We start from the raw sequence: 13,954 nt of genomic DNA on the forward strand, positions 1-13,954 counted from the left end.
GGCTCTGTTGCACAAAGCCGCTGATGGCCAAGCGGCCCCTTCCCCCGGACACACTTATCCTACAGCCTCGGTCACGGGTATGCCGAGTGCGGTGAGGCCGTTCATGACGGCGACACGGATCTGTAGCTCGGCGACTTGGCGGTCAGGTTCTCGCGCCATGAGGCGTTGGCCCAACAGCTTCATGCAGTTCATTTTGGTCTCAGCGCGACTTCGGCGATGGTAGCCTCTCCACTTCCGCCAAATCCTTCGTCCCAGGCGTTTCGATGCGCGGAGGGCTTCGTTGCGGGCAATCGCGCCTGCGCTGTCGGGCTTCCAGAACTTGGCGTTCTTGCGGGGCGGGATGACGGCATGGGCGCCCCGGTTGGCCCCTCTCGTGCATGTAAACATGCACTGCCGGGCAGTGGATGGCATCGTGGCATTTGCGCATATCGTAGGCGCCGTCCGCGGTGACACTGCCTATCTCCTGATCGGGCGGGATCTGGCCCAAGAGTTCCGGCAGAATGGGCGCATCGCCGATGTCACTGCTGGTGAATTCGACGGCGCGGATTTCCAGCGTTTTTTCGTCGATCCCGAGGTGAACCTTGCGCCAGATACGGCGTTTCGGGCCACCCATTGCCCGCCAGCACATGCTTGCATGTGTGAGAGGGATGCTTGCGCGCATTCCATTCTCCTTCACCCTCGACCTTGATCCCGGTGCTGTCCACTGCCCGGCAGGGCATTTCGAAGAAATGTCCCGAGAGGGGTTCAGCAGGTGCAGTGCGCCTTGCGATCCTCGATATGGGATGTTCACGGCGAGGGTTTTCTGGCGGCGTGAAAGCGTGCTGAAATCCGGCACCGACCAGTCCAGCCCGCTCAACTGCAGAAGGCTTTCGACGAAGCCTGTCGTTTGCCGGGTCGTCATTGTCGCTCGGACCAATGGCGCGAACAATGACGACCATGCCGAAAAGCACTTTCATCGTTAGGCAGGTCTGGATCGCGGCGTCGCTATAGATGGGCTGCCGACCGCGCTTGCCAGTCGGTTTGGCCTCCCACGTCAACTCGGGGTCGAACCAGACCCTCAGCGAGCCCCGGCGCTTGAGCGCTTCGTTGTAGGCCCGCCAGTTCTTGATCTTGTAGGTCGGGGGTGTCGGTCTGCTCATCCCCTCCAGTTATCGCACTGGATTCGCAAGCTAAATCCCTCACAGGCTTTGTGCAACAGAGCCCCGCCGCACCGCGCTGCGCCGCATGGCGGGCGTGTAGATGACAGGGGCAGTAGCCAACAGATAGACCGTATATCGGACGCCCGCACCGCCCATAGCCACGGTTCGCGTTGAGGAAAGTTTCATTGGCAAAGAAGGCAGCATTAGTGAACCTCATTAATGCTAAACCATTGATATCCATGTGATGCTAAGGAAGACTTGAGTGACAATTCACAAAAAAGACGCCTTCGGGCGTCTTTTTTGTTGGGGCTTCGGGCGTCGCGTCCGCATCGCAAAGATCCTTGCCAAGCTGACGTAACGCGCCTATAGAGCGCCTTCATCCACCTCCACCGGGAATCAGGGTGACCCGCGTAACGACGGGGCTCTCCGGTGATGTTGTAACAAAGGAGCGACCATATGGACGCGAAAGAGCTCAGCTCGAAGACCCCGGATCAGCTCCGGGATCAGCTTCTGGCGCTGAAGAAGGAGGCCTTCAACCTCCGCTTCCAGAAAGCCACCGGACAGATCGAAAACTCTGCACGCATCCGTCAGGTGCGTCGCGATGTGGCACGCGTGAACACCGTGCTGAACCAGAAAGCCGCTGCCGCGGCTTCGGCGGAATAAGGAGCAGACCCATGCCCAAGCGTATCCTGCAAGGCACCGTGACCTCCACCGCCAACGCTCAGACCGTGACGGTTCAGGTGGTTCGCCGCTTCAAGCACCCCGTGCTGCAGAAGACCATCAAGAAATCCAAGAAATACCGCGCCCATGACGAGGCAGGGTTGTTCACGGTCGGCCAGCAGGTCTCGATCCGCGAATGCGCGCCGAAGTCGAAGACCAAGCGCTGGGAAGTGATGACCGCCGACATGCTCGAAGAGCACAACGCGGCCCGCGCCGAGAACGCCAAGATCCAGCAAGAGTTGGATGCGCAGCGTCACGCGGAAAAGGAAGCCGCTCACTAAGAGCGCAGACGGGCAGAGGTGACCTCTGCCCGTACGACTTTAGCGAAACCCCAGGGGACGAGTCCCTGAAGGTCGGGAGAAACTGACATGATCCAGATGCAGACCAATCTGGATGTCGCTGACAATTCCGGAGCCCGGAAAGTTCAGTGCATCAAGGTCCTCGGCGGCTCGCATCGCCGCTATGCATCGGTCGGCGATATCATCGTCGTCTCGGTGAAAGAGGCCATTCCGCGCGGCCGCGTGAAGAAAGGTGACGTCCGCAAGGCCGTCGTCGTGCGCACCGCCAAGGAAGTCCGTCGTGAAGACGGCACCGCCATCCGCTTCGACCGCAACGCGGCCGTGATCTTGAACAACGCGGGCGAGCCGGTCGGCACCCGTATCTTCGGGCCGGTCGTGCGTGAACTGCGTGCGAAGAACTTCATGAAGATCATCTCGCTTGCTCCGGAGGTGCTCTGATGGCTGCGAAACTCCGCAAAGGTGACAAGGTCGTCGTTCTGTCCGGCAAGGACAAGGGCCAGACCGGTACCATCGAAAGCCTCTCCCCGAAGGCCGGCAAGGCCGTCGTGGGTGGCCTGAACATGGCTATTCGTCACACCCGCCAGAGCCAGACGTCGCAGGGCGGCCGTCTTCCGGTGGCAAAGCCCATCGACCTGTCGAACCTGGCAATCGTCGATGCAAACGGCAAAGCGACCCGCGTTGGCTTCCGCATGGAAGGCGACAAGAAGGTCCGTTTCGCCAAGACCACGGGGGACGTGATCGATGCTTGATACCGCGACCTATACACCGCGCCTCAAGGACATGTTCCGCGAGACCATCAAGCCGGCGCTCATGGAAGAGTTCGGCTACAAGAACGCAATGCAGGTGCCGCGTCTGGACAAGATCGTCCTGAACATCGGCTGCGGCGCCGAGGCGGTTCGTGATTCCAAGAAGGCGAAATCGGCTCAGGAAGACCTGACCCGGATCGCTGGCCAGCAGGCTCTGACCACCAAGGCAAAGAAGTCCATCGCTGGCTTCCGCGTCCGTGAAGAGATGCCGCTGGGTGCCAAGGTGACCCTGCGCGGTGACCGGATGTACGACTTCCTTGACCGTCTGATCGGTATCGCGATGCCCCGCATCCGCGACTTCCGTGGCGTGAAGCCGTCGTTTGACGGTCGTGGCAACTTTGCCATGGGCATCAAGGAACACATCGTGTTCCCCGAGATCGAGTTCGACAAGGTCGACGAAGTCTGGGGCATGGACATCATCATCACCACCACCGCCGCAACCGACGCGGAAGCCAAGGCGCTGTTGAAGCATTTCAACATGCCCTTCAACGCCTGAGGAGCGAGAGACACATGGCCAAGAAATCCATGATCGAACGCGAGAAGAAGCGCCAGGCGCTGGTGGAAAAATATGCCGCCAAGCGTGCCGCTCTCAAAGTGATCGCGACTGACGAAACCAAGCCTATGGAAGAGCGCTTCAAGGCCCGCCTCGCACTTGCGAAGCTGCCGCGCAACTCTTCGGCAACCCGCCTGCACAACCGTTGCCAGCTGACTGGCCGTCCGCACGCCTATTATCGCAAGCTCAAGGTCTCCCGGATCATGCTGCGCGAGCTGGGCTCGAACGGTCAGCTGCCCGGCGTCGTGAAGTCCAGCTGGTAAGGAGGGTACTTAAATGAACGATCCTATCGGCGATATGCTCACCCGTATCCGCAACTCCCAGATGCGCGGCAAGTCGACTGTGTCGACCCCCGCATCCAAGCTGCGCGGCTGGGTTCTCGACGTGCTGGCAGACGAAGGCTACATCCGTGGCTACGAAGCTGGCACCGACTCGAACGGTCACCCGACCCTCGAGATCAGCCTGAAGTACTTTGATGGCACCCCCGTCATTCGCGAACTGGCACGGGTCTCCACCCCTGGCCGCCGCGTCTACATGGGTGTCAAGGATATCCCGTCGGTCCGTCAGGGCCTCGGTGTGTCAATTGTCAGCACGCCCAAAGGCGTGATGTCGGACGCAAACGCCCGCGCTGCCAATGTTGGTGGCGAGGTGCTCTGCACGGTATTCTAAGGAGGGACACATGTCTCGTATTGGGAAAAAGCCGGTCGAGCTGCCCTCGGGTGTTTCCGCATCCGTCAGCGGCCAGACCATCGAAGTGAAGGGGCCGAAAGGCACCCAGACCTTCCTTGCAACCGACGATGTCACCATCACGGTTGAAAACGACGCCATCTCGGTCACGCCGCGTGGCAACTCCAAGCGCGCGCGCCAGCAGTGGGGCATGTCCCGCACTGTGGTCGCGAACATGGTGCACGGTGTTCAGAACACCTTCAAGAAAGAGCTCGAGATCGTCGGCGTGGGTTACCGCGCGGCGCTTGCGGGCAAGGTCCTGAAGCTGAACCTTGGCTACAGCCACGATGTGAACTTCGACATTCCCGAAGGCATCACCGTGACTCTGCCGAAGCCGACGGAAGTGGTCATCGAAGGTCACGACCTTCAGCAGGTTGGTCAGGTTGCCGCGAACATTCGCGACTGGCGCCGGCCGGAGCCCTATAAGGGGAAGGGCATTCGCTACAAAGGCGAGTACATCTTCTCCAAAGAAGGCAAGAAGAAGTAAGGACGCAGAACATGGCACTCAGCAAACGGGAACTGTTCCTCAAGCGCCGCCTGCGCGTCCGGAACAAGCTTCGCAAGGTGAACGCCGGCCGCGTGCGGCTGTCGGTCCACCGCTCGAACAAGAACATCAGCGTGCAGCTGATCGACGACGTGAACGGCGTGACGCTCGCCGCGGCCTCCTCGATGGAGAAGGACCTCGGTGTCGTCGGCAAGGGCAACGTGGAGGCCGCCACCAAGGTGGGCGCCGCGCTGGCCGAGCGCGCCAAGGCAGCTGGTGTGAGCGAAGCTTACTTCGACCGCGGCGGCTTCCTTTTCCACGGCCGCGTCAAGGCACTTGCCGACGCAGCCCGCGAAGGTGGTTTGAAGATCTGATCGCTCTGGCGCCCCGCGCCAGACGATCAACCTGCGGGGCGGCTGCTGTCGCCCCGTTTCCTGTAGGCGGGCCTTGGCGCGCCTCGATGATCCGGGAGACGCCGTGTTTGTGACATGGCGCACTCACCTGGATTGACCCAAGATCCGGTGCGCTCGCGCGTGCCGACCCTGAACAAAGGAATGCCTCATGGCAGAACGTGATAACCGCCGGGAAGGCCGTGGTCGCCGCGACCGCGAAGACGCCACCCCGGAATTCGCAGACCGTCTCGTCGCGATCAACCGCGTCTCGAAGACCGTGAAGGGCGGCAAGCGCTTTGGCTTCGCAGCACTCGTGGTTGTCGGTGACCAGAAGGGCCGCGTCGGCTTCGGCAAAGGCAAGGCGAAAGAGGTCCCCGAGGCCATCCGCAAGGCCACCGAGCAGGCGAAGCGCAAGATGATCCGCGTGCCGCTGCGCGAAGGTCGCACGCTGCACCACGACATCGAAGGCCGCCATGGCGCTGGCCGCGTCGTGATGCGGACCGCCCCGCAAGGTACCGGTATCATCGCCGGTGGTCCGATGCGTGCCGTTTTCGAAATGCTCGGCGTGCACGATGTTGTCGCCAAGTCGATCGGCTCGCAGAACCCTTACAACATGATCCGCGCCACGCTCGACGCGCTCACGAAGAACAACTCGCCCCGCAACGTCGCGCAGCGTCGTGGCAAGAAGGTCGCAGACATTCTTCCGAAGCGCGAAGACGCGCACGTGACCGAGGAGGCCTGAACTCATGGCTAAGACCATCGTCGTCAAGCAGATCGGCTCGCCGATCCGTCGCCCTCAGGTTCAGCGCAAGACCCTCATCGGTCTGGGCCTGAACAAGATGCACAAGACCCGCGAACTCGAGGACACCCCCTCGGTGCGCGGCATGGTTGCGGCAATCCCGCACCTGGTCGAGATCATCGAAGAGCGCGGCTGAAGCCAGTTCTCTATGTGAAACGAAACGCCCCGGAGCTTGCTCCGGGGCGTTTTGCGTTTCCGCATGGGCCGGTGGTTTCGGGCTGTGCGGCAAGGGGCAGCCGCTGGACGCCGCACAAGCCTATTCCGAGGGTGATCGGCGGCACAGAAAAAGGCCCGCTCCTGCGAGCGGGCCTTTTGGGGTCGTGGCAGGGGGCTCAGTGCCCGAGGATCTGGCTCAGGAACAGCTTGGTGCGTTCGTGCTGCGGGTTGTTGAAGAACTCCTTAGGCTCGTTCTGTTCGACGATCTGGCCCGCGTCCATAAAGATCACCCGGTTCGCCACCGCCTGCGCAAAGCCCATCTCGTGGGTCACGCAGAGCATGGTCATGCCTTCTTCGGCAAGGCTGACCATGGTGTCGAGCACCTCCTTGATCATCTCGGGATCGAGCGCCGATGTCGGCTCGTCAAACAGCATGATGCGCGGCCTCATGCACAGCGAGCGCGCGATGGCCACCCGCTGCTGCTGACCACCGGACAGCTGGCCGGGGTACTTATGCGCCTGCTCGGGGATCTTCACCTTCTCAAGGAAGTGCATGGCCGTAGCCTCGGCTTCCTTCTTGGGGATCTTGCGCACCCAGATCGGCGCAAGCGTGCAGTTTTCAAGAATGGTGAGATGCGGGAACAGGTTGAAATGCTGGAACACCATCCCGACTTCGGAGCGGATCTTGTCGATGTTCTTGAGGTCCGACCCCAGTTCGGTGCCATCGACGATGATCTTGCCCGCCTGATGTTCCTCGAGCCGGTTGATGCAGCGGATCATCGTCGATTTGCCCGACCCGGACGGGCCGGCGATGACGATCCGCTCACCGCGATGCACCGTCAGGTCGATGTCGCGCAGCACGTGGAAACTGCCGTACCACTTGTTCATCTTGGTGATCTGGATGGCGATCTCGTCCGAAACCTGCATCTGGCTGCGGTCGATGTTTTCGGTCGCGTTTGGTTGCATGATCAGGTGTCCTTAGCGGTGCTCACGACGGAGCGTTTTCTCGAGGAAGAGCGAATAGCGGCCCATGCTGAAGCAGAAGATGAAGAAGCACAGACCGATGAAGACGAAGAGTTCCCAGTAGATGCCGTTCCAGTCGGTGCTGGCGCGGATCGTATTGGAAAGCCCGATCGGGTCGAGAAGACCAATGAAGACGACCAGCGTGGTGTCCTTGAACAGACCGATGAAGGTGTTCACGATGCCCGGAATGGAAATCTTGAGCGCCTGCGGCAGCACCACGAGACGCATGGATTTCCAGTAATCCAGCCCCAGCGCGTCGGCGGCCTCGTATTGCCCCTTGGCCAGCGCGGCCAGACCGCCGCGGACCACCTCGGCAATATAGGCCGAGCTGAACAGGGTCACCATGATGATCACCCGCAGCATGAGATCGAAGTTCGTCCCCGGCGGCAGGAAGTAGTTCAGCAGCAGGGAGGCGGTGAACAGCCAGACGATCAGCGGCACGCCGCGGATCACCTCGATGAAGATCACCGAGACCTTGTTGATCAGAAACAGATCCGATTGCCGCCCCAGCGCCAGCACGATGCCCAGCGGCAGCGACAGCACGATGCCCGAGATGCCGATGATCAGCGCCAGCATAAAGCCACCCATCTCGCGCGATGCGACCGGGTTGAGCCCGATGGGCAGCACGGTCGACAGCGCTTGTGCCAGCGGCCCTGCGATCACCAGCCAGTAGATCAGCGGCAGGACGATGGCGAGAATCACCGCCGCCAGTGTTCCGATCCTTGGTCCGGAATAATGGATCGCCGCCCAGCCGAGCACAAAGCCGAGCGCGATACAGATCGGCCCCCAGATCGTGCCGCCCCAGATCAGCCAGAACATCACGAAGGGCGCGGCCAGCGTCAGCCACAGCAGCTTGCGCGGCAGCGAGGAGAACAGGATCGGCGCGATGGCGGCGAGAAACAGCACGAAGGCCAGCACCGGGCGCCAATAGCCTTCGGGCGGGTAAAAGCCGAACAGCAGCTGTTGCCAGCGCTCGGAGATCACCGCCCAGCAGGCCACGGATCCGTCGGCACCGTACAGCTCATCGCGAATGGCGCGGCACTCGGTCAGGCTCGCGGCGTCCCAGATGCCGAAGACAGCCCAGGGCAGCACATGGCTGAGCACCGTCCAGATGACCCAAAGCGACACCAGCGTGAGAAACACGTTGAGCGGAGTCGACAGCATGTTGCCGTGGATCCATTTGTAGACGCCGGTTTCCGACAGCGGCGGTTCGCGCTGTTCCGTCATCGACTCGCGAACATAGGCGACGGTCTGTGCATGTGTGTCAGACATCATTGCGCTCCTTTGTAGCGATCATGACTCAACGCTCCTTCAGCTTGACGGAGTTGTTGTAGACGTTCATCACCCCGGAAATGGCGAGGCTGAGCACGAGATAGAACAGGCCCAGCAGCAGCATACCTTCCAGCTCGCGTCCGGTCTGGTTGATGGTGATGCCGCCAAGGGTCGAGCGCGCGTCCATGTAGCCGACAGCGATGGCAAGCGAGCTGTTCTTGGTCAGGTTCAGGAACTGCGAGATCAGCGGCGGGATGATCACCCGCAGCGCCTGCGGCAACACCACCAGCTTCATCGTGGTGCCGGGGCGCAGGCCAAGCGCATAGGCGGCCTCGGACTGGCCCGCCGAGATGGCAAGGATGCCACCGCGCACGATCTCTGCGATGAAGGCGCCGGTATAGAGCGACAGCGCCAGCCACAGCGCGATCAGCGAGCCGCGCAGGTGCACGCCGCCGCCGAAGTTGAAGCCCTGCAGCGATGGCAGATCAAGGAAAGCCCCCATCAGCACGAGCAGCAGGGCGATCGGCAGCACAAGGATGGCCAGTGTCAGATACCATGTGGTCGGGCGATCGCCGGTGGCCTCTTGCCGGACGCTGGCCCAATGGGCGATGCGCTTGACGACAAAGATCGACACGGCCAGCACGATCAGCACCAGCAGCCAGTTGTAAAAGTTGTTTTCAAACAACGGCGCGGCAAAGTGGATCGCCGGAATATAGACGCCCCGGTTGGTGATCGCCACCGCGTCAAACAGCATCGAGGACGAGGGGGTCTCGCCGCGGAAGGCCGACGGGGCAGGGGTGCCCTCGGTCATCAGCGCAAAGATCAGCACGATCCACAGCAGCAGCGGCACGTTGCGGAAGCCTTCGACGTAAACCGCCATGAGCCGCGACACCAGCCAGTTGTTCGACAGGCGCAGCACGCCTGCGGTGACGCCCAGCACAGTGGCCAGCGCGCAGCCCAGAAAGGCCACCAGCAGCGTGTTGAGAATGCCGACCAGCGCGGCGCGGCCGTGGGTGCTCTGGCTGTCGTATTCGACCAGGCGCTGGTTGATGTCGTAGCCGGAGGGCTGCGTCAGGAACCCGAAATCGAAATCCTTGCCGAGCGCGTGCAGGTTGGTGATGGTGTTCACCACCAGCCACGAGAACGTCAGCATCAGCAGGATCATCGCCACCATCTGGATCGTCAGAGATCGGTAGCGGGTATCGTAGATCAGTTGAGACAGCCGGAAGCCCTGCCCCGGCGGGTCGGTCATTGTCGTCATTATCGTCTCCCCGGAGGGTTTCCATTTGGTCCTTGGCCCGCGCCGGTTGATCCGACGTCGTGCCCCTCTTGTGGCGGAAACCCCTGCGAGCCATTTGGCTCTGGTTCAGTCAAAGGCCCTTGTGGGCCCGTTTTTTCCTTTTGCGAGGTCTGCGCCCCGGTCTTTTCGGATGTGCAGGGCGCTGCGCCCGTCACGCTTCGGGGCGGGACCCCAATGTAGTTGGGGCGCGAGGTTGACCCCCGCGCCCCATATCTCAGGTTCCGATCAGCGGAACGGCGGGCTGTACATCAGGCCACCTTCGGTCCACTGCGCGTTCAGGCCGCGCGACAGGCCGATCGGGGTCTTTTCGCCGATGGTCTTCTCGAAGATCTCGCCGTAGTTGCCGTTGGCCATGATGGCCTTCTTGGCGAAATCGGCGTCGAGGCCCAGCATCGCGCCCAGCTCGCCTTCGGTGCCCAGCAGGCGGTTGATCTCGGGGTTGTCGCCCGGCGAGCTCGCCAGCTCTTCGATGTTGGCCGAGGTCACGCCATATTCTTCCGCCGCGACCAGCGCGTTGAAGGACCAGCGCACAACGTCGCCCCATTCGCTGTCGCCATGGCGAACCAGCGGGCCGAGCGGCTCTTTCGAGATGATCTCGGGCAGGATGATGTGATCGCTCGGGGCTTCGAACGAGGCGCGGGTGGCGGCAAGGCCCGATGCGTCGGTGGTGTAGACGTCGCAGGCGCTGGCAAGATACTGCTGCTGCGCTTCGGCGTTGGTTTCGATCGGCACCGGCTCATAGCTGATGTTGTTGACGCGGAAGAAGTCAGCAAGGTTCAGCTCGGTCGTGGTGCCGGTCTGAATGCAGACGGTTGCGCCATCAAGCTCTTTGGCCGAAGACACGCCAAGCGCCTTGGGAACCATGAAGCCCTGACCGTCGTAGTAATTCACGCCGGTGAATTCGAACTTCAGGTCGACATCGCGCGAAAAGGTCCACGTGGTGTTGCGCGCCAGAATGTCGATCTCGCCCGAGGCGAGGGCGGTGAAGCGGGTCTGACCGGTGGTCGGCACGAAATTGACGGCCATCGGATCACCAAGGACCGCAGCGGCCACGGCACGGCAGACGGCGACGTCAAAGCCCTGCCAGACGCCATTCGCGTCGGGGGCCGAGAAGCCGGTCAGGCCAGTGGACACGCCGCAGTTCAGAGTGCCACGCGCCTTGACGTCGTCGAGCGTCGCGGCACCGGCGGCGCCGGCCGCCAGACCGGCGACGGTGAGCGCGCCAAGGAGTACGGTGTTCTTCATATCAACCTCTTCCTGTTGCCCGGCCCTTCGTGGGCCGGTTTCGTGGGCTCTGAGAGAACCCGAATGACCGTGGGATAAATGCTCCCCCTAGGTGCGCCGAGTGTGTTCGGATTTTCAATGGCAGGTCAACCCGCTGCGCCGTGAAAATCGCGCTACTCTGCTGAGGAATTGAGCAACACTGCGTGTCCCGCAAGAGCTTTAGTCAGCCTTGCACAACCCAAAGAAGTGATGGGCATGCAGAAAGGCCGCCTGCTTGTGCAACGCCATCTCTTGCGCTTCTTCGTCGACGCCCCAGGTCTCTTCCTGCCAGCTTTCGTCGAGTCGCGACAACGCCCACAAATGAAGGGGATCATGGGCCGGATCGGTGGCTGCGAGGCCAAGGATCAGCGAGCCGGAAATGGCCACCAGATCGTGGAAGGCCGCAAGTTCGAAATCGGACAGGGCGTGAACCTGCGCCGCCAGTTTTTTGAGCGATTCTGCGTCTTGCGGGGCGTGCATGATGCCGGGTCGCGGCTGTAGCCGGGCATCGAAGCGCGCCTCTGCCCAATCCAGCAGCGGATCCCAAAGCTCGGCCTGCCGCTGAACCAGCGCCTCCGGCTCGTTGGCACGATAGCACAGCAGGTCGCTGTCGCCATATTCGGCCAGCATGTCTGCCACGGCGGCCTTTTGCGGGGCGACCTTTTCGATGGCGCTGTTGGCGGTGCGGGTAAAGGGCATGCTCTGTGGGTCGATCTTTTCGCCCTGCGCCTGCCATTCGGCGGCAATCGCCTCGGCCAGCGCGCGGGTCGGCACCAGCAGCGGGCGCTTGCCCGGCGTCATCACCCGGCGATCGTCAAGCGCGATGCCGTGGCCTTCGGGGGTCTGGCTGGTGGTGGCCTGCTTGTAAAACCGGCGGGGGGCCCATTCGCTCATGCGGTAAACTCCGTGTCGGCCGCGAGCAGCCCGGGCAGCGCGCGGATGTCGTCAAGGATGGTCTGCGCGGCGCTCAGCCGGGCAGGCGGGTGATAGCCCCAGCTGACGCCGATGCCGCGGATGCCGGCGGCCTGCGCCATCTCCATGTCAAAGGATGTGTCGCCCAGCATCACCGCATCCGCTGCGCCGACTCCGGCGTCGCGCAGGGCGGCATGCAACATGGCGGGATGCGGCTTACTGGGGTGGTCGTCGGCGCATTGCTGGGTGATGAACAGATGCCGCATGTCGTGGCCATCTAGCAGTTTGTCCAGCCCGCGCCGGGACTTGCCGGTGGCGATGCCCAAAAGCAGATGCGGAATGGCGTGCAGCTCCTCGAGCACCTCGCGCACATGCGGATACAGCGGCGAGCTTTGCGCCGTCCCCTTGGCAATGCGCAGACCTCTGTAGCTGGCCTTGTAGGCCTCGACCATCTGATCGCGGGCAGCGGCGGGGACGCCGGGCACCAACGTCTCGACGGCGAGCGGCAGCGACAGCCCGACGATCGACAGGATTTCTTCGCGGCTGGGGGCGGCGATGCCGATCTCTTCGAAGGCAACCCGCATCGAGGCGAGGATATCCGCCTGACTGTCGACGAGCGTGCCGTCGACATCAAAAATCACCAGTTTCAGAGCGTTCATTGCAGGCTTTCGAACGGGTCCGCGTCGGCGAGATCTTCGGTCCAGCCGAAGGTGTCCCAAGTGTGTTTCATGTGATCGGGCAGGGGGGCCGTGACGGTGATCTTCTTCTTGGTCACCGGGTGCTCGAAGCTCATCGAGCGGGCGTGCAGGTGCAGCTTCTTGGAGATCACACCGCCAAGCTGCGCGCCCCAGCCATCGCCCATGTTTTCCTGCCCCGAGCCGCCGTATTTGCCATCGCCGATGATCGGATGTCCGATCTCGGCCATATGCGCGCGCAGCTGGTGGGTCCGCCCGGTGAGCGGCTCAAGCGCGACCCAGCTGGCGCGCCCGGCCACCCGGTAAAGTGTCGCGTACAGCGTGTGCGCCCGCTTGGCGCCATCGGTATGCGCCATGTCGCGCGGATGCACGCAGACCATCTTTTCTGCCTCGCCGCCCTTGCCATGACCCTTGGCCTTTACGAGCCCATAGCGGATCTCGCCGAGATAAGGCGTCGGCACGCCGCCGACGACAGCCCAGTAGATCTTGCGGGTCTGCCGGTGGCGCATCGCGGCGGTCAGCGCGGCGGCCATCTCACGCGTGCGGGCCAGCAGCAGGACTCCCGAGGTGTCCTTGTCCAGCCGGTGCACGAGCCGCGGCTTTTCATCCATGCCAAAGCAAAGCGCCTCGGTCATGCCGTCGACATGGCGTAGCTGACCGCTCCCGCCCTGAGTTGGCAGGCCGGCAGGCTTGTTGAGCGCGATGATGTGATCATCCTTCCACAGAACGCAGGACTGGATCAGCTTGACGTCTTCGTCGCTGACACCGGAGCGCGGCTTGGGTGCGGGCTTTTCCGACGGTTCGGGAAGTGGCGGAATGCGCACCTGCTGGCCAACCGACAGCCGGGTCGACGCCTTGCAGCGCGCCCCATCCACCCGGAGCTCCCCTTTGCGGCACATTTTTTCGATCGGGCCCTGGCCCAGATGCGGGAAATGGCGTTTGAGCCAGCGGTCAAGACGCTGCTCTCCATCCCCCGGTCCTACGGTGACGGTCTGTACGCGGCTCATGCGAAGAAACTCCTTGCGACGAGAAGCCCGGCGAAAAGCGCCAGGATCGAGACCACGACGGACACCGCGACATAGCCAAACGCGGTGACCATGTCACCTCGCTCGTATAGTGTCGCGAAGTCGAGCGAGAAGCTCGAGAAAGTGGTGAACCCGCCGAGAAAACCGACCGTCAGAAGCGGCTGGAAACGGGTGGCGGACAGGTTGGCGAGTAGGGTGATCACGACGCCCATCAGGAACGAGCCAAGGATGTTCACGGTCAACGTGCCCCATGGAAACGATTTGCCAAGCAGCGCGGTCATCGCGACGCCGGTGAGATAGCGCGCAGATGCGCCAATCGCGCCGCCAACGGCGACCTGGAGAAGGGTCAGGATCATCCACGCGGAATGTCGCGGGCGCGCCTTGTTGTCAA

At 62.5% G+C, this 13,954-nt stretch carries 19 protein-coding genes and 1 pseudogene; 11 read left to right on the forward strand and 9 right to left on the reverse strand.

Annotated elements, in window-relative coordinates; genetic code table 11:
* Positions 1–54: 54 nt before the first annotated feature.
* Positions 55–1,139 (reverse strand): annotated as a pseudogene (locus KO516_RS03015) (IS5 family transposase).
* A gap of 456 nt (positions 1,140–1,595) precedes the next feature.
* Here KO516_RS03015 and rpmC point away from each other — a divergent pair.
* From rpmC to rpmD, 11 genes are all read left to right on the forward strand, one after another.
* The gene (gene rpmC / locus KO516_RS03020) at positions 1,596–1,802 is read left to right on the forward strand and encodes a 50S ribosomal protein L29 (RefSeq protein ID WP_216002336.1); all 207 of its coding nucleotides are present in this window, start codon (positions 1,596–1,598) and stop codon (positions 1,800–1,802) included.
* An 11-nt stretch (positions 1,803–1,813) separates the two neighbouring features.
* Entirely contained in the window at positions 1,814–2,140 is a 327-nt protein-coding gene (gene rpsQ, locus KO516_RS03025; protein ID WP_216002337.1) for a 30S ribosomal protein S17, read from the forward strand.
* Positions 2,141–2,227: 87 nt separating this feature from the next.
* On the forward strand, positions 2,228–2,596 hold the full coding sequence (gene rplN, locus KO516_RS03030) for a 50S ribosomal protein L14 (RefSeq protein WP_018302849.1): 369 nt from the start codon (positions 2,228–2,230) through the stop codon (positions 2,594–2,596).
* Positions 2,596–2,907 carry a 50S ribosomal protein L24 gene (gene rplX / locus KO516_RS03035; protein WP_216002338.1) on the forward strand — a complete coding sequence of 104 codons (312 nt, stop codon included), beginning with the start codon at positions 2,596–2,598 and terminating at the stop codon, positions 2,905–2,907. Before rplN ends, rplX begins: the two co-directional genes overlap by 1 nt.
* Positions 2,900–3,460, forward strand: coding sequence for a 50S ribosomal protein L5 (gene rplE / locus KO516_RS03040; protein WP_216002339.1), 561 nt, complete (start codon positions 2,900–2,902; stop codon positions 3,458–3,460). The genes rplX and rplE overlap by 8 nt, the downstream gene beginning before the upstream one ends.
* Before the next feature lie 14 nt (positions 3,461–3,474).
* Entirely contained in the window at positions 3,475–3,780 is a 306-nt protein-coding gene (rpsN, locus tag KO516_RS03045; RefSeq protein ID WP_216002340.1) for a 30S ribosomal protein S14, read from the forward strand.
* Positions 3,781–3,793: 13 nt separating this feature from the next.
* Positions 3,794–4,186 (forward strand): 30S ribosomal protein S8, encoded by a 393-nt coding sequence (gene rpsH, locus KO516_RS03050; RefSeq protein WP_216002341.1) that lies wholly within the window; start codon positions 3,794–3,796, stop codon positions 4,184–4,186.
* Between the two features lie 10 nt (positions 4,187–4,196).
* Positions 4,197–4,730, forward strand: coding sequence for a 50S ribosomal protein L6 (rplF, locus tag KO516_RS03055; RefSeq protein WP_216002342.1), 534 nt, complete (start codon positions 4,197–4,199; stop codon positions 4,728–4,730).
* An 11-nt stretch (positions 4,731–4,741) separates the two neighbouring features.
* Positions 4,742–5,101: a 50S ribosomal protein L18 gene (rplR, locus tag KO516_RS03060; RefSeq protein ID WP_216002343.1), complete on the forward strand. Its 360-nt coding sequence runs from the start codon at positions 4,742–4,744 to the stop codon at positions 5,099–5,101.
* A 187-nt stretch (positions 5,102–5,288) separates the two neighbouring features.
* The gene (rpsE, locus tag KO516_RS03065; protein ID WP_216002344.1) at positions 5,289–5,861 is read left to right on the forward strand and encodes a 30S ribosomal protein S5; all 573 of its coding nucleotides are present in this window, start codon (positions 5,289–5,291) and stop codon (positions 5,859–5,861) included.
* A gap of 4 nt (positions 5,862–5,865) precedes the next feature.
* Positions 5,866–6,054, forward strand: a complete 189-nt coding sequence (gene rpmD / locus KO516_RS03070) for a 50S ribosomal protein L30 (RefSeq protein WP_216002345.1) — start codon at positions 5,866–5,868, stop codon at positions 6,052–6,054.
* A 196-nt stretch (positions 6,055–6,250) separates the two neighbouring features.
* Here the strand turns inward: rpmD and KO516_RS03075 are convergent, their stop codons facing one another.
* From KO516_RS03075 to crcB, 8 genes are all read right to left on the reverse strand, one after another.
* Positions 6,251–7,039 (reverse strand): amino acid ABC transporter ATP-binding protein, encoded by a 789-nt coding sequence (locus tag KO516_RS03075; protein ID WP_303435847.1) that lies wholly within the window; start codon positions 7,037–7,039, stop codon positions 6,251–6,253.
* A gap of 12 nt (positions 7,040–7,051) precedes the next feature.
* On the reverse strand, positions 7,052–8,368 hold the full coding sequence (locus tag KO516_RS03080; protein WP_216002346.1) for an amino acid ABC transporter permease: 1,317 nt from the start codon (positions 8,366–8,368) through the stop codon (positions 7,052–7,054).
* A 28-nt stretch (positions 8,369–8,396) separates the two neighbouring features.
* The gene (locus tag KO516_RS03085; protein ID WP_216002347.1) at positions 8,397–9,629 is read right to left on the reverse strand and encodes an amino acid ABC transporter permease; all 1,233 of its coding nucleotides are present in this window, start codon (positions 9,627–9,629) and stop codon (positions 8,397–8,399) included.
* A 264-nt stretch (positions 9,630–9,893) separates the two neighbouring features.
* Positions 9,894–10,913 (reverse strand): amino acid ABC transporter substrate-binding protein, encoded by a 1,020-nt coding sequence (locus KO516_RS03090; protein WP_216002348.1) that lies wholly within the window; start codon positions 10,911–10,913, stop codon positions 9,894–9,896.
* 198 nt (positions 10,914–11,111) lie between these two features.
* Positions 11,112–11,825, reverse strand: a complete 714-nt coding sequence (locus KO516_RS03095) for an ATP12 family chaperone protein (RefSeq protein WP_216002349.1) — start codon at positions 11,823–11,825, stop codon at positions 11,112–11,114.
* The gene (locus tag KO516_RS03100; protein ID WP_216002350.1) at positions 11,822–12,502 is read right to left on the reverse strand and encodes an HAD-IA family hydrolase; all 681 of its coding nucleotides are present in this window, start codon (positions 12,500–12,502) and stop codon (positions 11,822–11,824) included. Before KO516_RS03100 ends, KO516_RS03095 begins: the two co-directional genes overlap by 4 nt.
* Complete coding sequence (locus tag KO516_RS03105; RefSeq protein ID WP_216002351.1) at positions 12,499–13,545, reverse strand: RluA family pseudouridine synthase; 1,047 nt, start codon at positions 13,543–13,545, stop codon at positions 12,499–12,501. The genes KO516_RS03100 and KO516_RS03105 overlap by 4 nt, the downstream gene beginning before the upstream one ends.
* Positions 13,542–13,919 (reverse strand): fluoride efflux transporter CrcB, encoded by a 378-nt coding sequence (gene crcB / locus KO516_RS03110; protein ID WP_216002352.1) that lies wholly within the window; start codon positions 13,917–13,919, stop codon positions 13,542–13,544. The genes KO516_RS03105 and crcB overlap by 4 nt, the downstream gene beginning before the upstream one ends.
* Positions 13,920–13,954: the final 35 nt, after the last annotated feature.

It is taken from the genome of Citreicella sp. C3M06 (genome assembly GCF_018860705.1).
GTDB lineage: Bacteria > Pseudomonadota > Alphaproteobacteria > Rhodobacterales > Rhodobacteraceae > Salipiger.